The organism is Devosia sp. CN2-171 (assembly GCF_049354815.1).
GTDB lineage: Bacteria > Pseudomonadota > Alphaproteobacteria > Rhizobiales > Devosiaceae > Devosia_A.
On the sequence record NZ_CP186479.1, the window covers coordinates 2286557 to 2311786 of the forward strand.

At 66.0% G+C, this 25230-nt stretch carries 19 protein-coding genes and 2 pseudogenes; 9 read left to right on the forward strand and 12 right to left on the reverse strand.

Features of this window, described 5'->3' with window-relative positions; all coding sequences use genetic code 11:
- Window positions 1–63: 63 nt before the first annotated feature.
- The 7 genes from ACOYW5_RS11320 (at window position 64) to ACOYW5_RS11350 (ending at window position 8135) form a co-directional block, all read left to right on the forward strand.
- Window positions 64–1560 carry a CoA-acylating methylmalonate-semialdehyde dehydrogenase gene (locus tag ACOYW5_RS11320; RefSeq protein WP_423069349.1) on the forward strand — a complete coding sequence of 499 codons (1497 nt, stop codon included), beginning with the start codon at window positions 64–66 and terminating at the stop codon, window positions 1558–1560.
- A gap of 8 nt (window positions 1561–1568) precedes the next feature.
- Window positions 1569–2819, forward strand: coding sequence for a Zn-dependent hydrolase (locus ACOYW5_RS11325; protein WP_423069350.1), 1251 nt, complete (start codon window positions 1569–1571; stop codon window positions 2817–2819).
- 64 nt (window positions 2820–2883) lie between these two features.
- Window positions 2884–4338 (forward strand): dihydropyrimidinase, encoded by a 1455-nt coding sequence (gene hydA / locus ACOYW5_RS11330; RefSeq protein ID WP_423069351.1) that lies wholly within the window; start codon window positions 2884–2886, stop codon window positions 4336–4338.
- Window positions 4339–4342: 4 nt separating this feature from the next.
- Entirely contained in the window at window positions 4343–5143 is an 801-nt protein-coding gene (locus ACOYW5_RS11335; RefSeq protein WP_423069352.1) for an ABC transporter ATP-binding protein, read from the forward strand.
- A 2-nt stretch (window positions 5144–5145) separates the two neighbouring features.
- Window positions 5146–6030, forward strand: coding sequence for an ABC transporter permease (locus ACOYW5_RS11340; protein ID WP_423069353.1), 885 nt, complete (start codon window positions 5146–5148; stop codon window positions 6028–6030).
- Window positions 6031–6248: 218 nt separating this feature from the next.
- Window positions 6249–7139 carry an ABC transporter permease gene (locus ACOYW5_RS11345; RefSeq protein WP_423069452.1) on the forward strand — a complete coding sequence of 297 codons (891 nt, stop codon included), beginning with the start codon at window positions 6249–6251 and terminating at the stop codon, window positions 7137–7139.
- Window positions 7140–7160: 21 nt separating this feature from the next.
- Window positions 7161–8135 carry an ABC transporter substrate-binding protein gene (locus tag ACOYW5_RS11350; RefSeq protein WP_423069354.1) on the forward strand — a complete coding sequence of 325 codons (975 nt, stop codon included), beginning with the start codon at window positions 7161–7163 and terminating at the stop codon, window positions 8133–8135.
- Between the two features lie 206 nt (window positions 8136–8341).
- Here ACOYW5_RS11350 and ACOYW5_RS11355 read toward each other — a convergent pair.
- The 5 genes and pseudogenes from ACOYW5_RS11355 to ACOYW5_RS11375 all read right to left on the reverse strand — a co-directional run bounded on the left by ACOYW5_RS11355 (window position 8342) and on the right by ACOYW5_RS11375 (window position 13928).
- Window positions 8342–10332, reverse strand: a pseudogene (locus ACOYW5_RS11355) (PhoX family protein).
- Window positions 10333–10444: 112 nt separating this feature from the next.
- Window positions 10445–12241: a putative bifunctional diguanylate cyclase/phosphodiesterase gene (locus ACOYW5_RS11360; protein WP_423069355.1), complete on the reverse strand. Its 1797-nt coding sequence runs from the start codon at window positions 12239–12241 to the stop codon at window positions 10445–10447.
- A gap of 86 nt (window positions 12242–12327) precedes the next feature.
- Window positions 12328–12801, reverse strand: a complete 474-nt coding sequence (locus ACOYW5_RS11365; protein ID WP_423069453.1) for a GNAT family N-acetyltransferase — start codon at window positions 12799–12801, stop codon at window positions 12328–12330.
- Between the two features lie 85 nt (window positions 12802–12886).
- Window positions 12887–13731: pseudogene (locus ACOYW5_RS11370) on the reverse strand (family 20 glycosylhydrolase); the annotation flags it as partial.
- A complete protein-coding gene (locus ACOYW5_RS11375) occupies window positions 13614–13928 on the reverse strand; it encodes a glycoside hydrolase family 20 zincin-like fold domain-containing protein (RefSeq protein WP_423069356.1) in 315 nt (104 codons plus the stop codon). The gene ACOYW5_RS11375 and the pseudogene ACOYW5_RS11370, both read right to left, overlap by 118 nt.
- Window positions 13929–14037: 109 nt before the next feature.
- On the opposite strand from ACOYW5_RS11375, the gene ACOYW5_RS11380 reads away from it, so the two are divergent.
- Entirely contained in the window at window positions 14038–14247 is a 210-nt protein-coding gene (locus tag ACOYW5_RS11380; RefSeq protein ID WP_423069357.1) for a hypothetical protein, read from the forward strand.
- On the opposite strand, the gene ACOYW5_RS11385 is transcribed toward ACOYW5_RS11380, so the two are convergent.
- From ACOYW5_RS11385 to ACOYW5_RS11395, 3 genes are read right to left on the reverse strand one after another with little or no spacing between them, the layout of a single operon-like run.
- Window positions 14244–15296, reverse strand: a complete 1053-nt coding sequence (locus ACOYW5_RS11385) for a D-TA family PLP-dependent enzyme (protein ID WP_423069358.1) — start codon at window positions 15294–15296, stop codon at window positions 14244–14246. The genes ACOYW5_RS11380 and ACOYW5_RS11385 overlap by 4 nt on opposite strands.
- 57 nt (window positions 15297–15353) lie before the next feature.
- A complete protein-coding gene (locus ACOYW5_RS11390) occupies window positions 15354–15629 on the reverse strand; it encodes an EscU/YscU/HrcU family type III secretion system export apparatus switch protein (protein WP_423069359.1) in 276 nt (91 codons plus the stop codon).
- Window positions 15626–16525 carry a flagellar hook-length control protein FliK gene (locus tag ACOYW5_RS11395; RefSeq protein WP_423069360.1) on the reverse strand — a complete coding sequence of 300 codons (900 nt, stop codon included), beginning with the start codon at window positions 16523–16525 and terminating at the stop codon, window positions 15626–15628. The genes ACOYW5_RS11390 and ACOYW5_RS11395 overlap by 4 nt, the downstream gene beginning before the upstream one ends.
- Before the next feature lie 1309 nt (window positions 16526–17834).
- Between ACOYW5_RS11395 and ACOYW5_RS11400 the strand changes: the two genes are divergently transcribed.
- Window positions 17835–19622, forward strand: a complete 1788-nt coding sequence (locus ACOYW5_RS11400; protein WP_423069361.1) for a putative bifunctional diguanylate cyclase/phosphodiesterase — start codon at window positions 17835–17837, stop codon at window positions 19620–19622.
- A gap of 54 nt (window positions 19623–19676) precedes the next feature.
- On the opposite strand, the gene ACOYW5_RS11405 is transcribed toward ACOYW5_RS11400, so the two are convergent.
- The 4 genes from ACOYW5_RS11405 to ACOYW5_RS11420 are packed head-to-tail and all read right to left on the reverse strand — an operon-like array spanning window position 19677 to window position 25028.
- Window positions 19677–20498 carry an HpcH/HpaI aldolase/citrate lyase family protein gene (locus ACOYW5_RS11405; protein WP_423069362.1) on the reverse strand — a complete coding sequence of 274 codons (822 nt, stop codon included), beginning with the start codon at window positions 20496–20498 and terminating at the stop codon, window positions 19677–19679.
- Between the two features lie 3 nt (window positions 20499–20501).
- Window positions 20502–21692, reverse strand: a complete 1191-nt coding sequence (locus ACOYW5_RS11410; protein WP_423069363.1) for a CaiB/BaiF CoA transferase family protein — start codon at window positions 21690–21692, stop codon at window positions 20502–20504.
- Window positions 21693–21717: 25 nt separating this feature from the next.
- Window positions 21718–23814 (reverse strand): ADP-ribosylglycohydrolase family protein, encoded by a 2097-nt coding sequence (locus tag ACOYW5_RS11415; protein WP_423069364.1) that lies wholly within the window; start codon window positions 23812–23814, stop codon window positions 21718–21720.
- A gap of 14 nt (window positions 23815–23828) precedes the next feature.
- Complete coding sequence (locus tag ACOYW5_RS11420) at window positions 23829–25028, reverse strand: ADP-ribosylglycohydrolase family protein (RefSeq protein ID WP_423069365.1); 1200 nt, start codon at window positions 25026–25028, stop codon at window positions 23829–23831.
- Window positions 25029–25230 lie beyond the last annotated feature (202 nt).

Genomic DNA, 25230 nt, shown 5'->3' on the forward strand with positions numbered 1-25230 from the left:
ACGAATGTTCTATATCCACAAGAATAGAATGAACGTTCCACACAATCAGGGCGGAGGTCTGTGATGCAGACGATTCAGAATGCCATCGGCGGGAAGCTGGTCACCTCGACAAGCAGCCGCACCCAGCCGGTGTTCAACCCGGCAACCGGCGAGGCCATCGCCACGCTGCCGCTATCGAGCGTCGACGAGATCAACTCGGCCGTCGCGGCGGCGAAGAAGGCCCTGCCCGCCTGGGCGGCGCAGACGCCGATGAAGCGGGCGCGTGTGATGTTCAAGTTCAAGGAGCTGCTCGAGAAGCATGCCGACGAACTGGCCGAGCACATTTCGCGTGAGCACGGCAAGGTGCACGACGATGCGCTGGGCGAGCTGGCCCGCGGCATCGACTGCGTCGACTTCGCCTGCGGTATCCCGCAGCTGTTGAAGGGCGAGTTCAGCCGTAATGTCGGGCCGAACATCGACTCCTATTCCGACAGGCAGCCGCTCGGCGTCGTTGCCGGCATCACGCCGTTCAACTTCCCGGCCATGGTGCCGATGTGGATGTATCCGCTGGCCATCGCCTGCGGGAACACGTTCGTCTTGAAGCCGTCGGAGCGCGACCCGTCGGCGCCGATGTTCGCCTGGCAGCTGTTCATGGATGCCGGGCTGCCGGACGGCGTGCTCAACGTCGTCCACGGCGACAAGGAAGCGGTCGACACCATTCTCGACCACCCCGACATCAAGGCGGTGAGCTTTGTCGGCTCGACGCCGATCGCCGAGTATGTGTACCGGCGCGGCACGCAGGCCGGTAAGCGCGTGCAGGCGCTGGGCGGCGCCAAGAACCACATGGTCATCCTGCCCGACGCGGACCTCGACCAGGCTGCGGATGCGCTGATGGGTGCCGGCTACGGTTCGGCGGGCGAGCGCTGCATGGCGATTTCGGTGGCGGTGCCGGTGGGCGACAAGACCGCCGATGCGCTGGTGGCGAAGCTCAAGCCGCGCGTCGAAGCGCTGAAAATCGGCCCCGCGACCGACAAGGACGCGCAGATGGGGCCGATCGTCTCCAAGGTCCAGCGCGACAAGATCGTCGGCTATATCGATGGCGGCGTCGAAGCCGGCGCCGAACTCGTCGTCGATGGCCGCGGCTTCAAGCTGCAGGGCTATGAGAACGGCTTCTTCGTCGGCGGCACGCTGTTCGACCATGTGAAGCCGGACATGAAGATCTACCGCGAGGAAATCTTCGGGCCGGTGCTGAGCGTGGTGCGCGCCAAGACCTACCAGGACGCGGTCGACCTGATCCATGGGCACGAATACGCCAACGGCACGGCGATCTTCACCCGCGACGGCGATGCGGCGCGCGATTTCGCCGACAAGATCGAAGTGGGGATGGTGGGCATCAACGTGCCGATCCCGGTGCCGGTGGCGTACCACTCATTCGGCGGCTGGAAGCGCTCGATCTTCGGCGATCACTCGATCTATGGGCCCGAGGGCGTGCATTTCTATACGCGCCTCAAGACCGTAACGACGCGCTGGCCGGCAGGCATCAAGAGCGGCGCGGAATTCACCTTCCCGAGCATGAAATAGGACTATCGATGGCAGCTCCCGGCGAGAACCTCAGGATCAACCCCGAACGCCTCTGGAGCTCCATCCACGAGTTGGCCGAGATCGGCCCCGGCGTTGCCGGGGGCAACAACCGGCAGACCGTAACCGACGACGACGCCAAGGGCCGCGCGCTGTTCAAGAAATGGTGCGAGGCCGCCGGGCTGAGCATGGGGCTCGACCAGATGGGCACCATGTTCGCACGCCGCGAGGGCACGGAACCGGGGCTCGATCCGGTCTATGTCGGCAGCCATCTCGACACCCAGCCGACCGGCGGACGTTATGACGGCGTGCTCGGGGTGCTGGGCGGGCTCGAGGTGATCCGCACGCTCAACGATCTCGACATCAAGACCAGGTACCCGATCGTCGTTGTCAACTGGACCAACGAGGAAGGCGCTCGGTTCGCGCCAGCCATGATGGCCTCGGGCGTGTTCGCCGGCGTGCTCGACCAGGCCGAAGTCTATACGCACAAGGACAAGGACGGGAAGACGTTCGGCGAGGAGCTGGAGCGGATCGGCTGGAAGGGCGAGGAAGTCGTCGGTGCCCGCAAGATCCACGCCTATTACGAGCTCCATATCGAGCAGGGCCCGATCCTCGAGGACGAGAACATCGATATCGGCGTCGTGACGCACGGCCAGGGACTTAAGTGGCTGCAGGTGACGCTGACCGGCAAGGAAGCCCATACCGGCTCGACCCCGATGCCGAAGCGCCGCAACGCCAGCCTCGGCATGGCGCGGGTGATCGAGCTGGTGCACGAGGTGGCGATGGACTACCAGCCCGATGCCGTCGGCGCGGTGGGCCATATCGAGGTCTATCCGAACTCGCGCAACATCATCGCCGGCAAGGCGGTGTTCACGATCGATATCCGCTCGCCGAACAAAGAGGTGCTCGACCAGATGGATGAGCGCATCCGCGCCGGGATCGCGAATACAGCCGAGGCGCTGGATATCTGGTTCGAGGTCGAGCAGGTCGGGCATTTCGACCCGGTGGCGTTCGACAAGACGCTGGTCGGGAACGTGCGCAAGGCTGCGATCGAGGCGGGATATTCGCACCGCGATATCGTTTCGGGCGCGGGGCACGACGCGTGCTGGATCAACCGGGTGGCGCCGGCGGCGATGATCATGTGCCCGTGTGTGGATGGGCTGAGCCACAACGAGGCGGAAGAGATTTCGAAGGAGTGGGCGGCGGCCGGCACGGATGTGCTGCTACGCGCGGTGCTGGAGACGGCGGAGATCGTATCCTAGCGCACAACCGGCGCCTACTGACCCTCCTGGGGAGGGTCGACTGAACAAAGACAGGGACCGAGCAATGACCAGCAAAATCATCAAGGGCGGCACCGTCGTTACCGCCGATCTGACCTACACCGCCGATATCCGCGTCGAGGGCGGGGTGATCACCGAGATCGGGCCGAACCTGACGGGCGGTGAGATTCTCGATGCTTCGGGCTGCTACGTCATGCCGGGCGGGATCGATCCGCATACGCATCTCGAGATGCCGTTCATGGGGACGTACTCAAGCGACGATTTCGAGTCCGGGACGCGGGCGGCGCTGAGTGGCGGGACGACGACGGTGGTCGATTTCTGCCTGCCCTCGCCCAACCAGTCGCTGCTCGAGGCGCTGCAGATGTGGGACAACAAGACGTCTCGCGCCTCCTGCGATTACTCGTTCCACATGGCGATCACCTGGTGGGGCGAGCAGGTGTTCAACGAGATGGCCGATGTCGTCGATCGCGGCATCACCTCGTTCAAGCACTTCATGGCCTACAAGGGCGCCCTGATGGTGAACGACGACGAGATGTTCGCCTCGTTCCAGCGCTGCGCCGAACTTGGCGCCCTGCCCCTCGTCCATGCCGAGAATGGCGACGTGGTCGCCTCGATGACGGCCAAGCTCCTGGCCGAAGGCAATAACGGCCCCGAGGGCCACGCCTATTCGCGCCCGCCGGAAGTGGAAGGCGAGGCCACTAACCGCGCCATCATGATCGCCGATATGGCGGGGGTGCCGGTCTATATCGTTCACACCTCGTGCGAGCAGGCGCACGAAGCGATCCGCAGGGCACGGCAGGCGGGGAAGCGCGTCTATGGCGAGCCGCTGGTGCAGCATCTCGTTCTCGATGAGAGCGAGTATTTCAACAGGGATTGGGACTATGCAGCGCGCCGGGTGATGAGCCCGCCTTTCCGCAACAAGCAGCATCAGGATTCGCTGTGGGCCGGGCTCGCGGCCGGTTCGCTGCAGGTCGTGGCGACCGACCACTGCGCCTTCACCACGGCGCAGAAGCGCAACGGCATCGGCAATTTCGCCAAGATCCCGAACGGGACGGGCGGGCTCGAGGACCGGCTGCCGGTGCTGTGGACCAAGGGCGTCAACACCGGCCGGCTGACGATGAACGAGTTCGTTGCGGTGACCTCCACCAACATCGCCAAGATCCTCAACATGTATCCCAAGAAGGGCGCGACCCTCGTTGGGGCCGATGCCGATCTGGTGGTGTGGGATCCGAAGCGGAAGAAGACGATCACCGCGGCCAGGCAGCAGTCGGCGATCGACTACAACGTGTTCGAAGGCATCGAAGTCACCGGGCTGCCGCGCTTCACGCTGACCCGTGGCAAGGTGGCTGTGACCGAGGACAAGGTCACGGCCGAGCAGGGCCATGGCCAGTTCGTCGCCCGCGAGGCCAAGAACCCGGTCAACCGGGCGCTGAGCCAGTGGAAGGAAATCACCGCGCCGCGCAGGATCGAACGCGCGGGCATTCCGCAGAGCGGGGTTTGAGAGTTTGACGACGGACGGGGGCAAATCGCAAAGCGTGGTCGAGGCCAAGGGTCTCGGCCTAACTTTCAAGACGGCGGATGGCGACGTGGTCGCGCTGTCTGACGTCAATCTCGACATCAAGCGCGGCGAGTTCGTCTCGTTCATCGGCCCCTCGGGCTGCGGCAAGACGACGTTTCTGCGCGTGATTGCCGACCTCGAGCAGCCGACGTCGGGCTCGATCACCGTCAATGGCACCTCGCCGGCCGATGCGCGGGTCAATCGCTCGTATGGCTATGTGTTCCAGGCGCCTGCGCTGTTTCCGTGGCGGACGATCGAGAAGAACGTGGCGCTGCCGCTCGAGATCATGGGCTATGGCGAGACAGACCGGCGCGAGCGGATCAGCAAAACGATGGAGCTGGTGAACCTCGAGGGCTTTGAGAAGAAGTTCCCGTGGCAGCTCTCGGGCGGCATGCAGCAGCGCGCCTCGATCGCGCGGGCGCTGGCCTTCGATGCCGACCTCCTGCTGATGGACGAACCGTTCGGGGCGCTCGACGAGATCGTGCGCGACCACCTGAATTCGGAGCTCCTGAAGCTCTGGGCCGCGACGCAGAAGACCATCGCCTTCGTCACCCACTCGATCCCCGAGGCGGTATATCTTTCGACCAAGATCGTGGTGATGTCGCCGCGGCCGGGCCGGGTCACCGACGTGATCGACAGCCCCCTCCCCGCTGAGCGCCCACTGGAAATCCGCGAAACGCCGGAGTTCCTCGAGATCGCCCACCGCGTCCGCGACGGCCTCAGGGCCGGGCATTCCTACGAGGAATGACGATGGGCAAGACGTGGCGCGACGGCAGCTTGTTCCCCATTGTCATCGTGCTGATCGGGCTGGTTGTCGTCTGGTACGTGGCCGCCGTGCTGATGAACTGGTCTGGGATGTCCGACTTCTACCAGCGGACGGATGTGACCAATGTCACCTTCGGCCAGCAGCTCAACGACGTGCTGAATGCCGAAAAGCCGCTGCTGCCGGCGCCGCACCAGATCGTTTCCGAACTGTGGAAAACCACGGTCGAGCAGGCGGTGACGTCGAAGCGGAGCCTTGTCTATCACGGCTGGCAGACGCTTTCGGCGACGCTGCTGGGCTTTGTCATGGGGACGCTGTTCGGCATCGGACTTGCGATGTTCATTGTCCATAACCAGGCGATGGACCGCTCGCTGATGCCGTGGATCATCGCCAGCCAGACGGTGCCGATCCTGGCGATCGCGCCGATGGTGATCGTGGTGCTGAACGCGGTCGGGATCGCCGGGCTGATCCCCAAGGCGCTGATCTCGACCTATCTCAGCTTCTTCCCGGTGGTGGTGGGCATGGTGAAGGGGTTCCGCAGCCCCGAGGCGATCCAACTCGACCTGATGCGGACCTATAATGCGTCGCGCTTCGAGGTGTTCACGAAACTGCGCTGGCCGATTGCGCTGCCGTATCTCTTCACCTCGATGAAGGTGGGCGTGGCGGCGAGCCTTGTCGGCGCCATTGTGGGCGAGCTGCCGGCAGGGACCAGCAATGGCATCGGGGCAAGGCTCCTCGCCGGCTCCTATTATGGGCAGACGATCCAGATCTGGGCGGCGCTGCTCGCGGCGGCACTGCTTGCAGGTGGGTTGATCGCCATCGTGAGCCTCGCCGAACGCGCCACGAATGCGCGGCTGGGGGTGCGGGCATGAGCATGCTGCAGCGGGTCCTCGCCGCCTTCGCGGCCGGCTTCGCGTTCATTGCGCTGGTGTTCCCATTCGCCTCGACGGAGGGCGCGCCGCTGCCGGTGTGGGAGTTCCCGGCGATCGGGGTGTTCCTCGTTCTCGCCATCCTGAGCCTTGTGCGCTTCCGGGTGGGGTTTAGCTTGTGGATCGATGGGGCGCTGGCGGCGCTCGGCGCGACGTCGCTGATGCTGGCGCTCGATACGATCGAACAGGCAGACGCGGGCTTCTGGTTCGCGCTGGTCTCGAGCTGGCTGTTCGCCTGGCTGTTCGCAGAACGGCTGTCCGGCGCGATCAGCCGGGAGAAGGCCCTTGAGGGCGTGGGGGTGTTGATCCCGATCGTATTCGGCATCGCCATCCTTGTTGCCTGGGAAGCGATCACGCGCGGCGGCAATGTGCCCAAGGTGCTGCTGCCCTCGCCTTCCGGCATCTGGACCATGCTGATCGACAACGTCCCGCTGATCGCGGTCGATTTTGTGCAGACCTTCAAGGCGGTGCTGGCCGGTTATACACTTGGCTGTGGTTCGGGCTTTCTCGTCGCGATCCTCGTCGACCGCTCGCCGTTCCTGAAGCGCGGGCTGCTGCCCATCGGCAATTTCGTCTCGGCGCTGCCGCTGATCGGCATCGCACCGATCATGGTGATGTGGTTCGGCTTTGACTGGCCCAGCAAGGCCGCGGTGGTCGTGATCATGACGTTCTTTCCGATGCTGGTGAACACGGTGGCGGGACTGAATGTTGCCGGGCACATGGAGCGCGACCTGATGCGCACCTATGCTTCGGGCTACTGGTCGACGCTGTTCAAGCTCCGGTTGCCGGCAGCGGCGCCGTTCATTTTCAACGCATTGAAGATCAACTCGACTCTGGCGCTGATCGGCGCAATCGTGGCTGAATTCTTCGGAACACCCATCGTCGGCATGGGCTTCCGTATCTCGTCCGAGATCGGCAAGCTCAATGTCGAGATGGTCTGGGCAGAGATCGCCGTGGCGGCGTTAGCGGGCTCTGTCTTCTACTGGGTGGTGGCGCTCATCGAGCGAGCGGTCACTTTCTGGCATCCGTCCGTCCGTGGTGGGCGGGCTTAAACAGGGAATGAGGGAACAATCATGAAGAAACTTCTCGTCGGCCTGGTCGCCGGCGCTCTGGCGCTCAGCGCCACTGCCGGCTTTGCCGCTGATCCGGTGACGCTGCAGCTCAAGTGGGTGACGCAGGCGCAGTTCGCCGGCTACTACGTCGCCAAGGACAAGGGCTTCTATACCGAAGAAAACATCGACATCACGATCAAGCCGGGTGGCCCGGATGTGGCGCCCGAACAGGTGATCGCCGGCGGCGGCGCCGATGTGATCGTCGACTGGATGGGCGGCGCGCTCGCGGCTCGCGAGCAGGGTGTTGGCCTCGTCAACATCGCCCAGCCGTTCAAGAAGTCGGGCCTCTTGATGATCTGCCCGAAAGATGGCCCGGTGCAGACCGAAGCCGACTTCAAGGGTCACACGCTCGGCGTCTGGTTCTTCGGCAACGAGTATCCGTTCTACGCGTGGATGAACAAGCTCGGCATCCCGACCAATGGCGGCCCGGATGGCGTCAACGTCCTGAAGCAGAGTTTTGACGTCTCGCCGCTGGTGCAGAAGCAGGCCGACTGTATCTCGGTGATGACCTATAACGAGCTCGGCCAGGCGATCGACGCCGGCTTCACGCTCGATAAGCTGGTGGTGTTCAACTACACCGACCTCGGCAACGACCTGCTCGAAGATGGCCTCTACGCCATGGAAGACAAGCTCGCCGACCCGGCTTTCGCCGACAAGATGGTGCGCTTCGTCCGCGCTTCGCAGAAGGGCTGGCAGTACGCGATCGAGCATCCCGATGAGGCTGCCCAGATCGTTCTCGACAACGACGAGTCCGGTGCCCAGACGCTCGCCCACCAGACCTACATGATGGGTGAAGTGGCCAAGCTCGTCGACGCCACCGACTTCAAGCTCGACGCGGCCGCTTACGAGCGCACCGAGAAGGCGCTGCTGGACCAGAAGATCATCCAGAACAAGCCCTCGGGCGCGTTCACGGACACGATCACCAGCAAGCTCTGAGGTTTGCGGGTTTGCATTGAGCGGGCGGGGCTTCGGCTCCGCCCTTTCTTTGTTGTTTTTGTCCCACTCCGACGTCATTCCCGCGAAAGCGGGAACCTAGTGGGATGCCGCAGCGCCGCACCAGGCCGATAGATCGCACTGGGTCCCCGCTTTCGCGGGGATGACATCAGTGGGTGGGAGAGCAGAACGCTCCCACCAAGTCTGTGTCAGCTGCCGATCACCGCGTCATCGTCTTTGGTGATCACCACCAGCGAGGGACGCGGGCCCTGGCCCTCGATGAAGTCGGGCCAGTTGGTGCCAGCGTCGGCGATGGAGGTCGAATCCTCGCCGTCATCGAGACGCAGTTCTCCCGGGTGCTGGATGGAGAGGAACATGGTCTTGCCGTCGGGCGTGAAGGCCGGCGAGCAGACTTCCGAGCCCACCGGCGGCACGTAGAACAGCTTGGGCAGAGCTTTGCCGTCGCCTTCGGTGTCGGCGACGTAGAGCGCGTCGTTGAAGCCGGCATCCGGTGGGCCATCAGTGGTGACCCAGAGGCGGCCGGCGGGATCGACCGAGAGATTGTCCGGGTCGGTGAACCAGCCATTTTCGGACGTCTGCGGGTGGCAGAGGGCATGCGAGGCCGGATCCCGGGGGTCGCCACAGAGAATGAAGGCGTCCCAAGTGTAGTCGGTCGCGGCATGGTCGGGAGCGTCGGGCGTGCCCGGCGGGGTGAGCTCGAGGATGTGGCCGTCGGGGTTGGGCGCGCGGGTGTTGGCGACGTTGACCTGCTCGCCTTCATCACCCTCGCCGGCCGGGAGGCGGTCCTCGTTCTCGGTCATGGCGATGTAGACGCGGCCGGTCTTCGGATGTGGAACGAAGCCTTCGGGTGCATCCATCGGCGTCGCGCCGAGGAGATCAGCGGCCATGCGGGTGCGGAGCACGACGTCGGCCTGGGTGTGGAAGCCGTTCTCGGGCGTCAGCGGGCCTTGGCCCTGGATCAGCGGCAGCCAGACCATCTTGCCGTCGGCATCGAAGCGGGCGGTGTAGAGCGCGCCCTCGTCGAGCAGGTCCTTGTTGGCGGCGCGGTCGGCCGGGTTCCAGGGCTTGGACGTGACGAACTTGTAGAGGTACTCGAAGTCGTCATCGTCGCCCATGTAGAGGACGACGCGGCCATCCGGCGCAACGGCAACCTGCGCGCCTTCGTGGGTGAAGCGGCCGAGCGCGGTGCGCTTGACGGGCTTCGCCTCAGGATCGAACGGGTCGATCTCGACGACCCAGTCGAACTTCATCCACTCGTTCGGTTCTTTCTCGAAGTTCAGCCGATCCTCGAGGCGGCCGAGGCCGTAGCCGTCATTCTCGTCCTCGTCCCAGCCCTGGCGCTCGACGAGTTCCTGATCGGCGAGCGTGGTGTAGTCGCCGGCGAAGACGTCCATGCCGCCTTCTTCGCCGGAGAGGATCGTACCCCATGGCGTGACGCCACCCGAGCAGTTGGAGATCGAGCCAAAGACGATGTGCCGGTGGGATCGATCGAGGTCTTGAGCCGATCGTCACCGGCAGCCGGACCAGAGAGGCGCATCTCGGTGCCGAGGTGGACGCGACGGTTGTACTGGCCATCGGTGACGACTTGCCATTCGTTGCCGCTCTTTTTGACCTCGACGACGGAGATGCCGGTCGAGGCGGCGACGGCGCGCAGCTGGTCGTCGCTGAGCTTCTCCTTGTAGTCGTCATAGGTGACGCCGGGGAACATCAGGTAGGGCGCGGCGTATTCGTGGTTGACGACGAGCAGGCCGTGGTCGTTGCTCCCGCTACCCTGCGGCAGGGACAAGAAGGCGGTGAAATCGTTGTTGTAGCCGAACTGCTTTTCGGCGGCGGGGCCATTCAACGCGGCGAGATCGAACTCCGGCGCGTCGGCGAACAGGTTGTCGCCCCAGCGCAGGAGGATCTGGCGCGAGTAACCCTCGGGCCAGTGGTCATCCCTGTCGGTGACGCGGGTGAGTTCGGGGAAGGTCAGGCTCGAGGACGAGTTCGTCTGGGCGAACGCTGCCCCAACGCCAAAACCGGTGCCGGAGGCGACAACAGCCGTGCCGGCGAGCAGGCCTTTAAGGACCGAGCGGCGGGAATAGCCTTCAATCATCAGTTCGGAATACTTAGTGCCAAAGGCTTGGCGGCGCGTCGGGCGCGCGCGGGTCTTCAAGCGGTCGGTCATGTGACGCTCCATGCATTATTCGGAGCGTTGCGTGCGCCCGGTGCGCGACGCTGGTGTGACGTTCGCGTGAACGCGGGATGACCGCATGACGACGGCGTGACCGGGTGGTGCTGCCGTGGTGCCCCTAACCGGCCTGGCGCTGTTGCGGCAGGACTTCCGGCATCTCGTCGAAGGCGGCGGTGAGCATGCGGCGGGTGGCTTCGCGGGGCATGGGGCGGGCAATCAGGTAGCCCTGTGCTTCCTTGTAGCCAGCCGCATGCACGGCGCGCAGCTGATCGGCGTCCTCGATGCCCTCCGCCGTCGTTTCCATGCCGAGCCGGGCGCCGATATCGGCGACGGCACTGACGATGGTCTTGGCGCCATCAGCGCTGGAGAGAGCACGGACGAAAGTACCGTCGATCTTGATCTTGTCGAAGGGGAAGGCGAGGAGGTAGCCGAGGGCGGAATAACCAGTGCCGAAATCGTCGAGAGCGATGCGGACGCCGAGCGCCCGCAGCTGGCGCAGCGTCTCGAGGCTCTCGGCGGAATTTGCGAGAAATACCGACTCGGTGATCTCAATCTCGACGCGACCATGGGCGATGCCCGATTTCGCCAGGGCCTGCATCAGGATGGTCGGCAGGTTGCCGCGCACCAGTTGCGCGGACGAGACGTTGACGGCCACGCGCAGGTCGGCCGGCCACTGTGCAGCTTCGGCCAGCGCCTCGCGGATCACCCACTCGCCGATCGGCAGGATGAGCCCGGTTTCCTCGGCGACCGGAATGAAGTCGCATGGCGGGATCATGCCGCGTTCCGGATGGCGCCAGCGCAGCAGAGCCTCGAAGCCGGAAAAGGCCTCGGTCCTGAGATCGAGGATGGGCTGGAAGTAGAGCTCGAATTCCTGCAGCTCGATGGCGCGCTTCAGGTCCATTTCGATGCGGCGGCGGTCGGCAGCGGCGCGATCGAGGGCCGGATCGAAACTGCGGATGCCGCCGCGCCGATCGCGCTTGGCGGCGTAGAGGGCGAGATCGGCGCTATGCAGCAGGGCGTCGGTATCGCCGCCGTCACGGTCGGCATGGGCGATGCCGATGCCGACGGCGATGCTGGCGACGCGCCCGTCGAGGTCGAAGGACGCTTGCGTCGCCTCCGCAATGCGGTCGGCGAGGGCGAGAGCGGTGTCCTCGTCGCCGCCGCGGTGGAGGACGGCGAATTCGTCGCCACCCATGCGGGCGGCGGTGTCGTCGGGGCCGAGGCAGGAGATGAGGCGAGCTGCGAACTGGCGGAGCAAGGCATCGCCCGCGGCGTGGCCCATGGTGTCGTTCACGGGCTTGAAGCCATCGAGATCGAGGCAGAGGACGGCGAGGCCGCCATGGGCATCGAGATTCTTGAAAGCGTTGCCGATGCGCCGGTAAAACAGGGTGCGATTGGGCAGGCCGGTCAACGCGTCGTGGTAGGCGAGATGGGTGAGTTCGGCCTGCATGTTCTGGACTTCGGTCACGTCCTTGTGGGTCGAGACCCAGCCGCCATCGGCCATCGGCTGATGGGTCATGGAAATGACCTGGCCGGAGTTCAGCCGATGAATGCCGCCGAGCGTCCTGCCCTCGTCAACCGCGCTGATGCGATCGGCGACATAGGCCGCGCCGTCGTCACCGACATGGGTGTTGCCGGCGACCCGCGCTTCGAGGATGTCGCGGAAGCTGGTACCGGGCTTTCCCAGTTCGGGCGGCAGCCGATAGATGTCGAGGAACTGCTGGTTGCAGAGCACCAGGCGCGCTTGGTTGTCGTAGAGCGACAGGCCCTGGGCGAGGTTGTCGAGGATGGCCCGGATGCGGAGGTCCTGCGCCGCAAGCTTGGACTGCAGCGCGACGAAACTGTCCGGCCGATCCGCAGCCGTTGTCGGCGGGTCGTCGGCAGATACGCCGGAAGATTTGCCCCTTCTAGGCAAGTGCTCTGAGCCCCGGAACCGCTGGAAATCCCAAGCGTGAACCTAGCGGGGGCAAGTAAAGACTCGGTTAGCCCGATCGGTTGACTTCACTCCGGGTTGGGTTCGGCCAGCATTCCCCCGTAGATTCCCGGACTTGATTTCGGGATTTCCAGTGCATCGAGACGGCGCTGGTAGAACTCCACCGGGCCGGGATCGCCAATCACCGCATAGCCGTACCCGGCCTCGCGCATGCCGCGGAGGGTGGCGATGAGGAGAGCTTCGCCGATGCCCTGCCCTCGCGCCGCCTCGCCGACACCGGTCGGGCCGAAGAAGCCCTTCATGGAGGCGTCATGACAGGCGAAACCGAGCAGGTCGTTGCCGCGCACCGCGATCCAGCAGGTGACCGGGTGCTGGCTCATGGCCATCTCCACCTCGGAAACCCAGTAGTTGTTGAACTTTGCGCCGACCCAGGCCGTGACGAAGTGGCGTTCCGGCGGCAGGGCACGGCGGACAGTGACGCCGGCGGCGGCGACTTTCGCCTCGGACGGGAAGTCGGGCAGATCGTAGAGGCGGACCAGCAGTCAGGTGCCGGCGTTCGGTCTCGTTCCAGCCACCGGCTGGGTCGAATGCGTAGGTATTCTCCAGCGACGACCAGCCGGCCCAGGCGGCGCCGCATTCGTAGAAATCTGGCGAGTTCGCCATATCGAGATAATAGGCCTGCGCCGGAGCCACGACGACGTCGTAGCCCTCTGCCGCAAGCTTCTGGCTCACGTCCATGTCGCGCCAGCCGACGAGATAGGCGCTGGCCTTGTCGATGCCGCCGCCATGGCTCGCCTCTTCCCAGGCGCCGGTGATCTTGCCCTTCGAACTCAGGAAGGCCTGGACGCGCTGGAGGAAGCGGGCTTGCAGCGGTGCTCCGCCGGTGACGCCGAGTTCCTGCGCAGCTGATTAGCGGCGGGGGATGCGTGCCAGGCATCCTCCGGTACCTCGTCGGCGCCGACATGGAAGTAGCGCGAGGGGAAGAGTTCGACCATCTCGGTGAAGATGGTCTCGATCACCTCATAGGTGGCAGCAAGCGCCGGATTGAGGCAGTTCTTGGGGAAGCTCTGGATCGTGTAGTAGGGCGCGTTCTCGCCGGCATCGCGTAGCGCCGGGATGGCCTCTAGCAGGGCGTAGCAGTGGCCGGGCACATCGATCTCGGGGACGACGTCGACGCCGAACTCGGTGGCAAGGCCGACGATCGCGCGGATGTCGGCCTTGGTGTAGTAGCCGCCGGTGCGCTCCGGGCCCGAGCCGAGCACGGGCGGGATCGGCATGCCGTAGCCGCGCCAGGCGCCCTTACCGGTGAGCTGGGGATAGGCGTCGATCTCGACGCGCTAGGCTTCGTCATCACTCAAGTGCCAGTGCAGCACGTTGAGCTTGTTCCAGGCGAGGATGGCAACGAACTGCTCGACCTCGTCGCGGGCATAGACGCGGCGGGCGACATCGAGATGGCTGCCGCGCCAAGCCATGGCCGGCGCATCCTCGATGCGGCCTTCGGTGGGAAACAGAACTGGCGCAGATGCAGGCGAGCGTCGTGCAGGATCTGGCCCAGCGTGACCAGGCCGTAGAGGGCGCCGGTCTCGGTTTCGGCGGTGACGCGGGCCCGCTCGCGGGTGAAATCTATGCTGTAGCCTTGCCTGCCGCCGGGACCGGAAACCAGTTCCACCGGGTAGTCGCCCTCGTGGGCGGGACGGACCAGTCCCTCGCCGGCGAACGGGGCGCTCGGTCAGCTGCCGAACGCGGACGCGGCGGCCTTGCCAAAGGCGCCATTGGCGATGGGTACGACCAGCTTCGGCCAGGGCACGATCAACACCGGCACCGGCGGATGCTCGGGGTACATCGTAGATCGCGGTACCCTTGAGGCGCTGCGCGTCGCTGCCTTCCATGGTGACCGGTACGGTGCGCAGGGAGCGGACGCTGCCATCGTCGAGGACGAGGAAGCCGGTGGTGGCGCCATCGGTCTCCCGTTCGGGCAGCAGTCCTAGTCGACTCGCCCCCGGGCCGCAACGGGCACGGTCCCGCGGACCTCGTCGCCCGAAATGAGGGTCACGGTGTCGAAGAGGTTCGAAACGACGCAGGCGTGGTTGGGGATGATGCGGAGCCTTTCACCGATCCGCGGCCAGTCGGAGGCAACCGGCATTTCGATGACGCCATGCTCCTCGGAGAGGCCCTTAACCGTGAGTTCGGTGCCCATGACCAGGCCGAAGCCCTGCATGCCGAGGAGGTCCGAGGACAGCGACTTGGAGCCGGCATCGATGACGATACGGGTTGCCGTCGGCCGACTGACGACGGTGGCGAGCACGGAGAGAGCGCAATCGTCGAGGCTTGCGGCCTTTTCCTGCACCTGGAAGCGATCATAGTAGATGTAGGTGCCCGGCCGCCGCTCGGTAACCGGACCACCGCCAGGCGCCCACATGTCCGGGCTGTTGCCCGAGGTGACCTTGGGCACGGCGATGCCGGCCTGTTTGAAAACGGCTAGCGCGTCCTCAATCCAGGCGTTGGATTTCTCGACGCCATGCAGCGGCGGGTAAGTCATCAAGCCACCGAAGCGGAGCCCGGGCGCAAGTGCAATCTGACGCGCCAGGGCGACGGCCTGGGCCGGGGTCTGGACGCCGCAGCGGCCGCCGCCGGAATCGCATTCGACGAGAACGGTCAGCGGCTGCTCGGCGGTGAAGGTGGCGGCATAGCCGGCGACGGTGTCCGGGCTGTCGGCGGTGACGGCGAGGGTCACCCGCGCGTTGAGCGCCTTGAGCCGCGAGAGCTTCTTGGCGCCGAGGATATTGTAGGGGAGGAAGATGTCGCTGATGCCCGCGTCGGCCATCACCTCGGCTTCGCCCAGCTTTTGCACAGTGATGCCGACGGCGCCGAGTTCGATCTGGCGCTTGGCGAAACGCGGCAGCTTGTGGGTCTTGATGTGGGGGCGGAGCGCGTAGCCTTCCTTGTCGGCGTGGGCCTGGGCGCGCTTCAAATTCGCCTCGACGCGGTCGATGTCGATGAGCACGGCGGGGGTGTCGATGTTGGCGATCTTGGTCATGATGCAGTTCCGGATGTGCAGCGCGACAATTGGCGCCGAGCCACAGCGGAATGCAAGCTATCGGCGGGTCTCGGTGGCGCGCAGCACGAAGCCGATGATTTCGGCCACCGCCTCGTAGAGTTCCATGGGAATCTCCTCGTCGAGCTCCACCCCGGCGAGGGCCTCGGCGAGTGGTCCGTTGGCATCGATGACCACGCCGCTCTCCTCGGCCATGTCGGCGATACGGCGCGCCAGTTCGCCCCGCCCCTTGGCGGTGATTCGCGGGGCGTTGCGGGTGCCGCGCTCGTACTCGAGGGCGACGGCGAGATTGATCGGCTTGTCGGTGTCGCTCATCGGGCACTGTCCAGCAATTGGCCGGGAGCCTGTGGTCGGCGAGGTGGCATGCCGCGGCGAACGCGGAGGCCGGCGACATCGAGGCCGTGGCTGGCGAGGGCCGGAGCGAGTTCGGGCAGCATGGCCTCGAGCGCGTCGGCCGTGGCGGGCTCGGCGGCCCAGATCGAGACATTGGCGGCACGGCCGAGGAGCGCGATATCGGCGCCGATTTCGCCGATGGCGCTGAAACGCATGGCGAAGCGCATGCGCCAGCCGCGCTCGCGCGGATCGGGTTTGTGCCGGCCATCACGCTGTACCAGCAATTGCAGGATGCCGGTCTCCGCACCGAGTAGCATGGGGATTTCGAAGCGCAGTTCGGGCCCCGTTACCTGCCCGGGGCTTCGAGCGTCCGGTGGGCTGGATGCGAGTTGCAGCAGCTTCGTCCGGGCTAACGCGCTATCGGTGTGACTGAGCAAGTGCTTGGCGGTTTCCTCGGGCGACAGATCCGGCACCGGTGCAGCAGGCGTCGGCTGGGGCGCGCGCGGCGGTTCGCCCGCCATTGGCGGCGCAGGCCGGTGCACGATTGGAGCGACGGCATCGACCTTGCCACCGAGGAAGCTCGCGAGGGTGCTGCGCAGGGCAAGCAAAGTCGCACGCATATCGTCCGGCTGGCGTGGACCGGCTTCGAGCGTTCCGGCGCTCAGAACTGCCTGGCGTAGAGCCTTGCCATCGGGCGGGGTGCGGTTGAGGTCGATGCGGCCCGCCATCACCCGGGCGAGCGCTTCGAGCACGGGAAGGGGCAATGCCGAGGCTGCGGGCGCGACCAGTGCCGCAGTCGCCTGGGCGAGAAGCGGTGCGACGGTCGTCTGCCGCGCCGCGGCCTGCACGGGATCGGCGAGAACCTGCTGCAGGGGCAAGGGCGCGGGACGCGCAGCCGGCGCCGCGCTTGGTGCGGCGGGCTGCGGGCCCGGTGCGGCAGGCACCGCACTCGGGGTCGCCGGCGCAGGCGAACTTACGAGCGCGGACGCAGCTGGAGTTGGGGGTTCCGGAGCGGAAAGGGATGGCTGCATCGGCGCCGGAGATGCCGACGGTGCTGGCGGCAATACCGTGCCAATGGCGGGTGGCGGCCTCTGCGGCGTGGGATAGGGGGTGGCAAGCTGCCGGACTGGCGCGGCGGGCTGGTCGGGAGCGCTTGCGGCCTCCTGAGACGGTGCGAACGGCGTTGCGACTGCCGGTGTACCGGGAGCGGTCACCGGGACTGGCTGGGCTGCAACGGGGGGTGTTGCCACCGGGGTTGATACGGCGCTGACAATCGGCTGTTGCGGCGAAGGGGTCGCCGCGGAGGGATGCGGTGTGGCTGGCTGCGACGCAGGAAGTGTCGCCGGGATAGCGGTCGGCACTGTCGGCGGCCGGGTCGGCGGTGCCGATGCCGTGACCGGTTGCGATACCGGTGCAGGGACTGCGGGTGGCGCCGCGGTCGAGACCGGCGCCGGGGAGTTGCTTGGAGCTATTGCCGCGGCTGGCGCCGGCGCAACCGGAGGTGCGGGCGGCGGGGGCGCTGGTAACGGCACGGCCACGTTCAACGGCGCCGGCGGATGTAGTTGCTGCGGCATCGTCGGTGCCGGACGAGCCGGAGCGGCGGGGACCGCCTGCGGCATTGTTGTCGAAGGCGGCGCAACGGGATTCGGCACAGCCAATGGCGCTGCAGGCGCGAGTGGCGGCTGCCGTGCGACGGAAACCGCGGGTTGGCCGGAGGATGACGGCGCGACCTTCACGGTCACCAGCGTGCCGATCGGGATCGGGGTTTCGAGCTTCAGCACGAAGCTCTCGCTGCCCGCGCTCAATTGCGTCAGTCCGGCCGCCAGTTGCGCGGTCACCTTGGCGTCAATGCTCTGCCCGAGCTTCAGTACCAGCGCGTCAAGGGTGGCACGAGCGAGCCGCACTGCCGCGAGAGCCGGGTCGGCGGCCGGCTCGGCGCGGGCGCCCAACTGGGCCAACAGGGTGGCGATATCGCTCATGCCGGCACCATGCGGGGAGTCGGGTTAACGGGAGTTAACCGGTGTCAGCATGATGCGCAAAGTATCGAGTCGTGGTAGAGGGTCCACACTGCAGCAGGATCGTGATAGTCCTGCCACTTTGTTCAATTCTACTTAGTCGCAATTTATGGTTTGCTTATCGAACTTTGCCTAGCATGGCAGGGCCCGGAAACTGATTCCAGAGGCGGCGATGGCCGTGAAGCCGACCGCGATCGACCCCGTGTCCGCCCCGAGCCGGGTGGAGTCGGACGCTGGCCTCATGTTGGCCAATGAGCGCCTGCAACGCTTCGCGGCAACGCTGGCTGGCGACCAGGTCCGTGCGCGCGAGGAGCGCGACTGGCTGCGCACCATGATCGACCAGGTGCCGGACTATCTCTACATCAAGGACAGCGAGGCGCGTTTCGTCATCGCCAACAAGGCCGTGGCCGCCGACCTGGGGCACGGCAATCCGAACGACTTGATCGGCAAGAACGATCTCGATGTGCATCCGCCGGAGCTGGCACGGCGCTATTACGAGGATGACCTCAGCGTGCTGCACGAGGGCAAGCAGCTCATCGACCACGAGGAATATGTCGTTCGCCCTGACGGCAGCCAGATCTGGCTGTCGACAACCAAACGGCCGCTTCGCTCCCCTGACGGTGCAATCATCGGGCTCGTCTGCATGGCGCGCGACATCACCGAGCGCCGGCAGACCGAAGCGCGTATCCATTTCCTTGCCTACCACGACGCACTCACGGGCCTCCCGAACCGGGCCCAGTTCGAGCGCGATCTTGCCGGGCTGGCCGAGCGCGCGGCCGGCGGCACCCCGGCGGCGCTGGTCCTGCTCGATCTCGATCGATTTAAGCATATCAACGACACGCTCGGGCACGTTGCCGGCGATGACCTGCTGCGCCAGCTTGCCAACCGGTTGTTCCAGCTGATCGGACCGGCAGGCATGATGGCGCGGCTGGGTGGCGACGAGTTCGCAATCCTGCTCGAGGGGCCGGCGGCGGGGGCGGCGGAGTCGATCTGTGCGGCAATACAGGTGCAGTTCGGTCGGCCCTTTAACCTGATCGGAGATCCCGCTTTCATCAACTCCAGCTTCGGTATTGCCCGCTGGAAGCCCGGCTCGAATGCGGATGGCATGCTGCGCCAGGCCGATATTGCGCTCTACGAGGCGAAGGCGCGTGGGCGTGGACGCTGGGTGGTGTTCGCCGAGCCGATGGCGCGGAGTGTCGAGGACAAGCGGCGGATCGAGCAGGACCTGCGGCGGGCGCTGGCGGCCGGAACGGAACTGCGGCTCGACTATCAGCCGATCTTTGCCGCCGACGGGGTGTGCATGGTGGGGGCCGAGGCCCTGGTGCGCTGGGAGCACCCGACGCGCGGCCTGCTGTCGCCCGAAGTGTTCATCGGCATAGCCGAGGAGCGCGGGCTCATCGAGCGGCTGGGCGAATGGGTGTTCAACGAGGCCTGCGCCATGCTGCAGCAGAGCTCGCTCCCCTGGGTTGCCGTCAACGTATCGCCGGTCGAGCTGAGAAGCCGCGGTTTCGTCGACCGCGCGATCGAGGGGCTGGCGGAGCGCGGCATCGACGCCGCGCGCCTGCAGCTCGAAATCACCGAGGGCGTGCTGCTCGACAATTCCGAAGCGACCGCGAACGGGCTCAGCCGGCTGCGGGCTGCGGGTATCCGCCTGGCGCTCGACGATTTTGGCACTGGCTACTCCTCGCTCAACTACCTGCGCCGGTACAATGTCGACAAGCTGAAGATTGACCGATCGTTCGTGGCGCAGATCGGGCAATCCGCCGATGCCGAGGTGATCGTGCGGACTGTGATCGACCTGGCGCGGTCGCTGAACATGCGCGTAACAGCCGAGGGCGTGGCGACCGAACTGCAGCGCGACTATCTCGTCGCCCGCGGCTGCCACGAGTTGCAGGGGTTCCTGCTGTCGGAGCCGCTGCCGCTCGAAGCGCTGCTCACCCTGCCGGGCGTCGCGGCCTAGAGCATTGTCGCGCTTTCGAACCGGAAACGTCTGCAACTTTTCCTGAAAGGCGCTCTAGCCCTCGAGGATCCGCCGCGCGCGGGCGACGACGGGAGCATCGACCATACGACCATCCAGCGTGAAGGCGGCATCGCTGGTTTCGGCCGCGGCGAGGACGCGGGTGGCCCAGTCTTGCTCCGACTGGCTGGGCGCAAAACCATCGTTGAGGATTGAAACGGCTGAAGGGTGGATGCAGGTGGCGCCATCGAAGCCGTGTGCCTTGGCCTCGCGGGCGGCGGAGGCGAGGGTTTCGAGATCGGCGTAGTCGGCAATCGACTGGAGGAGGCCGAGCGACAGCTTGCCCTCTGCCTTGGCGGCATAGTGGACCATCAGCTTGGGGTGGCGGAGGACCTGGGGGGTCGGGGTGCCGCCGGTGACGGCGGTGAAATCCTCGGCGCCGAAGCTGAGCGCCATGACACGCTGGACGCGGGCGATGGCGCGGGCGTCGAGCAGCGCCGCCGGGTCCTCGATCATGGCGACGAATGGGGCCGGCGCGCGGTTGAACTTTGCCTCTTCGGCACGGAGCGTGCCGGCGAGGGCTTCGAGCGCTGCCGGGTCGCGGGCTTTCGGGATGAAGAGGCCGTAGGCACCGGCCCGGGCAGCGGCCAGGGCGTCGTCGCGCTGGCGGGGGCCGGCATTGATGCGGACGAAGGCTACAGCGCCGTTGCGGGTGACCGAGGCGATGGTCGCCGCCAGTGTGTCGCGGGCTGCGGTCTTTTCAGCCTCGGGCACAGCGTCCTCGAGATCGAGGATGATGGCATCGGCACCGCGTTCATGCGCCTTGGCGATGAAGCGCTCGGAGTGGGCGGGAACATAGAGCAGCGAGCGCAGGCGCATCGATCAGGCTCCTACTGTTGCAGGGTCGACGCCGGCTTCGCGCAGGACGTCGGCCGTGTGTTCGCCAAGCTCGGGGGCGGGCCGGCGGAACGTGCCTGGCGTCTCACTCAAACGCGGCAGGATGTTGTGCATGGGCAAGGATCCGAACTGCTTGTCTTCGACATCGACAATGATGCCACGGTCAATGAAGTGCGGGTCGGCGGCGATATCGGCGATCGAGTAGATGGGGCCGACCGTGGCGCCGGCCTCACGCATGATCGAGAGCGCGTCGTCGTGGGTGTGGTGGCTGAACCATTCGCCCACGGCGGCATCGACAAGATCACGGTGCTTTACGCGATCGGAGTTGGTGGCGAAGCGCGGGTCCGCGTTCATCTCGGGCTTGCCGATGACTTCGAAGATGCGGCGGGCGACCTGCGGGGTGGAGCCGGAGAGGGCGACGTATTTGCCGTCGGCGCAGCGATAGACGTTGCGCGGCGAGGCGGTGTTGGAAGCCGAGCCCGAGCGCTCCTTGACCTTACCGGTGACGTTGTAGATCGCCGCCTCGGGGCCAAGGACCGAATACATCGGCTCGAGCAGGCTGAGGTCGATGACCTGGCCGCGGGCCTTGCCACGAAAGCGGGCGAAGAGCGCGGTGACGGTGGCATTCGCGCCGTAGACGCCGGCGATCATGTCGGCCAGCGCCAGCGGCGGCAGGACTGGCTCGCGATCGGGGAAGCCGGTGCGGTAGGCAAAGCCGCTCATGGCTTCGACGATGGTGCCGAAGCCGGGGAACTGGGCATAGGGTCCGGTCTGGCCGAAGCCGGAGATGCGGACGATGATGAGGTCCGGATTGGCGGCGAGGAGGGTTTCGGGCGCGAGGCCCATTTCCTCGAGCGTGCCGGGGCGGAAGTTTTCGATGAAGACATCGGCGGTGGTGAGCAGGGTCTTGAGCGCGGTCATGTGCGGGGCTTCGCGCAGGTTGAGCGCCACCGAACGTTTGTTCCGGCCGTAGGTCTTCCAGTAGAGCGAGTGCCCGTCATCGCGCCACTCGCGCAGCGGATCGCCCTGCGGCGGCTCGATCTTGATGACGTCGGCACCGAAATCGGCGAGCTGGAGGCTGAGCATGTTGCCGGCAACGAGGCGCGACAGGTCGATGACGCGGATGCCGTCGAGGGGGCCGGTGGCGGTGGGGTTGAAGGGGATGGGCTCGCTCACTTGGCCCCACCCGCACGCTCGAGCATCAGACTTCCACCACTTCCAGCCGCGATACCGTCATCCGTCCCGCCGAGGACATGCGGAGGCCGGCCTGGCCGTAGCGGAACTGGGCGTCGGTGGCGGAAACCACGTTCTTGCCGTCGATCGCGAGCGTCAGTTTATCGTCAACCACGGTCAGCGCGAGCTTGTGCTGATCGCCCGGTTTGATCGGGAACGGCGCACGCGCCAGCACCGTGGTCCCGTGGTCCTGCTTGACGATCACCGCTTCGCCGTTCTCGAAGCCGGCCGCATAGAACCGGCTCGTACCCTGGACGCGGGCGGTGACGAGATGGGACTTGCCGGCGAGCGGGGTGATGTCGGCCGTTACCGTCACGTCGCGGAGATAGCCGTTGCCGGTCCAGGCGTCCGCGTCCTCGGCGGTGTGCGCGTGGATAACGCCGTTCTGCAGGCTCCAGTGGCCGCGGTTCCAGGTGAAGCGTGTGATGCCGCCCCATTCCTGCTTTTCGATCTTGGGATCGATGGCAAGCTTGCCCTTCCCCGACACGGAAAATTCCGAGAGGAACAGCCGGCCGAGGAATTTGAGGCGGCCGAAATATTCGACCAGTACGCCGATCTCGTCGATAGCTTCGTCGCCCTCGGGGATCACGAACTCATAGTCCTGCCAGCCCGCGGAGCTTGGCACGTGCCAGGCGCCGGTTTCGACGATCTCGCCGGAGATGGCGCGGCGGACATAGGGGGCGACGCGGAGGTTGCCGTCGCCGTTCCACGGATCGAGCTGGAGCTTGAACTCTACCGTCTGGCCGGCATCGGCGAGCGGGGTGAACATGGGGCGGTAGCGCTCGTCGTCGAAGTCCGAGCGGCGGTAGAAGGGCTTCCAGAACACCCGGCCGCCCTGCCCGCGCTCGAGCCGATCGAGCAGCACTTCGAGCGCGCCGCGCGAGTTCGGACCCTGCTTGTCCTTGGCCGCCTTCACTTCGATCTGGTTGAACGGCTCGGTGCGGAAGGCGTGGGTGGCGCCGGGGGCTTCGAAATCGAAGCGGACGCCGCGGCGCTCGAAATCCTCGACCCATTGTGCCGGCGGTTCCTTGCCGTCGAGGCGGAGGGCTAGCACCGTGAGTTCGCGGGCAAAGCTAGGGATATCGACGACGTTGAGCGTGCCGATGACGCCGGAGGCGATGACGAAGTCGTTGATCGGCTTGCGATACTTGTCCCAGCTCGGCTGAACGCCCTGGAAGGTGCCGACGATGGCGCAGGCATTGCCGGCGTTACAATCGGTGTCCCAGCCGGCCATTGTGGCGATCTCGGCGGTGCGGGTCAGTTCGCCCTCGCCATAGAGGATCGCCATGACGGTGACGCCGGCGTTGGGGATGATGTGGCAGACGCCCGGGTAGCGGTCGTAGCCCCAATCGGCGGTGAGCATGTCGCGGCAGAGGCGCCAGTCGGAAGGGTTGGCCTTGTGGAAGCCGATGACGGCGCGGGCGACGCGGGCGTAGGTCGAGTTGGGGTCGATGGTCGAAAGGCCGGTTTCGACGGTCTCGTCGATGGATTTGGCCACGAAGGCCTGCGCGATAGCTGCCGCGCAGAAGCGGGCGCCGTTGAGGCCGTCGCCGTCATGGGCGACCGAGGCGGCCATGGCCGACATCTCGGCGGCGCGCGTGGGATTACCGGGGTTCACCCAGCCCCAGCTGTCGATGAAGATCTGGCCGCCGATCTGCTCGGCGACGGTGGTGCCGTTGGTGGCGATGGAGCCGGACTCCGGCGCCCCCATGCCCGACTTCAGGTTCTTGTAGGCGGTGTGCTCGGTGGAGTTGCCGAAGCCGCCCCACCAGTACATGCCGTGCTCCTCGGCAGCATAGTTGAGCCAGGTGCGGCCGACATCCGCGGCGGTGGCCTTGAGGCCGTAATCGCGCAGGGCGCGGATGAAGTAGACCGGACCGTTGGTATCGTCATCGGCGGCGAAGTTCTTGAAATCGCGGAGGTACTGCGTGATCTCGCCATAGGTGTCGCGGATTCGCTCGTAGCTCCAGATGGTCGGTTCGACCGGGGCGCCGAGGCGGACGCCGATGGCCTTGCCGATGAAGCCGGCATAGATGCGATCGAAGATGTCGGTAGTCGAGAGCATGGGAGTTCCGATGGTCAGATGAAAACGACGTCGCCCGCGGGGGCTTCGCTGAACAGGTCGTCGCGGCCGCGCTCAGTGGCTTCGTGGGCCCTGCGGTCGGCGAGGAGAATTTCGGTCGCGGTGGCAGTGAAGCGGTCGGCCGCAGCGGTAAGATCGAGGCGGTTGGCGGCATCGAGCTGCAGCCGGTCGGCTTCGACGATGACACTTTCGCCGTGCATGGCGCCGAGGATTGCGCCGGCCATCACACCGATCGAGTCGGTATCGCGGCCCGAATTGATCCCGTCCTCGATGGACTTGCGGAAGTCGCCGCCATTGACCAGCGCGAAGCCGAGCGCGAGCGGCAGTTCTTCGATCGAACCCAGCCGCGACGGCTGATAGGCGGTGGACAGGCGCCCAGCCCGTTCGGGCGTGTGGTTGACGTCGTCGCCCATCGGCGAGAATGGCGCGATGGTCGCGTGGAAGGCAGCGACGACTTCGGCGTGGTCGGCGCCGTGCAGCTTGGCTGCGACTTCCACGATGGCGCGGATCGCTTCGCGTGTCCCGTCCTTGCTATAGACGATGGCCCAGTCGACGACTTCCTCGATCGTCGTCCCCGGCACGAAGGCGGCAGCGACCGCAGCGGCGAAAGCGCCGGCGGCTTCGAGCCCGTAGCTCTCCTGGTGGCCTTGCGCGAAGCTGATCGCCTCGTGGTAGGCGGCACGGGGATCGCAGGCGTTCACGACGCCGACCGGGGCGATGTACATGGCAGCGCCGCAGTTGACCATGTTGCCGATGCCGCCCTGGCGGGGGTCGCAATTGGCCAGCTGGTGGCGCTGGAAGATCCACCTCTCGGGATAGAACAGGCGGTCGATCAGGTTCGCCTCGCGCTGCATCTCGGGGATCCAGCGGGGCGTCCAGGCGATCTGCCGGACCATGGCGTCGGCCATGTCCCAGGCGTCGAGGTGATGGTTGGTTTCGGCGTAGACGTCCATCAGCGCCAGCGTCATCAGCGTGTCGTCGGTGACGATGCCGTTGCCGCGGATGCGGTGGTTCCGCTGCTCGGGCGGCAGGTCCATCTTGTGCCAGCGGGCGTCGAGCGTGGTGACGCGGCCATAGCGGGCGCGGATGTCGCCGGCCGATAGCTTTTCGACCGGCGCGCCGAGCGCGTCGCCGAGGGCGATACCGTGCAGCATGGCGCGGACGCGGCCGCGGAGCGAGGTACTGGTGTCGTTCAAGGCACTGTTCCGTGTGTGTTTGCCCCACCCTCATCCGCCCTTCGGGCACATTCTCCCATCAAGGGAGAAGGCGATGAGCCGAGACTTTTCAGTCGGGCCTTCTCCCCCTTGCGTTGCGCTCTGACACACGCCAACCGCTGGAGCAGGAGAAGGTGGCCGAAGGCCGGATAGGGAGGTTCCCACCGGCCCTCGGTCAGCGCCG

What these genes read in the sequence shown, in the direction of transcription:
- ACOYW5_RS11320 (WP_423069349.1), top strand. Translation starts at nt 64, where the DNA reads ATGCAGACGATTCAGAATGCCATCGGCGGGAAGCTGGTCACCTCGACA.
- ACOYW5_RS11325 (WP_423069350.1), top strand. Translation starts at nt 1,569, where the DNA reads ATGGCAGCTCCCGGCGAGAACCTCAGGATCAACCCCGAACGCCTCTGG.
- hydA (WP_423069351.1), top strand. Translation starts at nt 2,884, where the DNA reads ATGACCAGCAAAATCATCAAGGGCGGCACCGTCGTTACCGCCGATCTG.
- ACOYW5_RS11340 (WP_423069353.1), top strand. Translation starts at nt 5,146, where the DNA reads ATGGGCAAGACGTGGCGCGACGGCAGCTTGTTCCCCATTGTCATCGTG.
- ACOYW5_RS11345 (WP_423069452.1), top strand. Translation starts at nt 6,249, where the DNA reads ATGCTGGCGCTCGATACGATCGAACAGGCAGACGCGGGCTTCTGGTTC.
- ACOYW5_RS11350 (WP_423069354.1), top strand. Translation starts at nt 7,161, where the DNA reads ATGAAGAAACTTCTCGTCGGCCTGGTCGCCGGCGCTCTGGCGCTCAGC.
- ACOYW5_RS11380 (WP_423069357.1), top strand. Translation starts at nt 14,038, where the DNA reads ATGGGTACGACCAGCTTCGGCCAGGGCACGATCAACACCGGCACCGGC.
- ACOYW5_RS11385 (WP_423069358.1), bottom strand. Translation starts at nt 15,296, where the DNA reads ATGACCAAGATCGCCAACATCGACACCCCCGCCGTGCTCATCGACATC.
- ACOYW5_RS11390 (WP_423069359.1), bottom strand. Translation starts at nt 15,629, where the DNA reads ATGAGCGACACCGACAAGCCGATCAATCTCGCCGTCGCCCTCGAGTAC.
- ACOYW5_RS11400 (WP_423069361.1), top strand. Translation starts at nt 17,835, where the DNA reads ATGGCCGTGAAGCCGACCGCGATCGACCCCGTGTCCGCCCCGAGCCGG.
- ACOYW5_RS11405 (WP_423069362.1), bottom strand. Translation starts at nt 20,498, where the DNA reads ATGCGCCTGCGCTCGCTGCTCTATGTTCCCGCCCACTCCGAGCGCTTC.
- ACOYW5_RS11415 (WP_423069364.1), bottom strand. Translation starts at nt 23,814, where the DNA reads ATGCTCTCGACTACCGACATCTTCGATCGCATCTATGCCGGCTTCATC.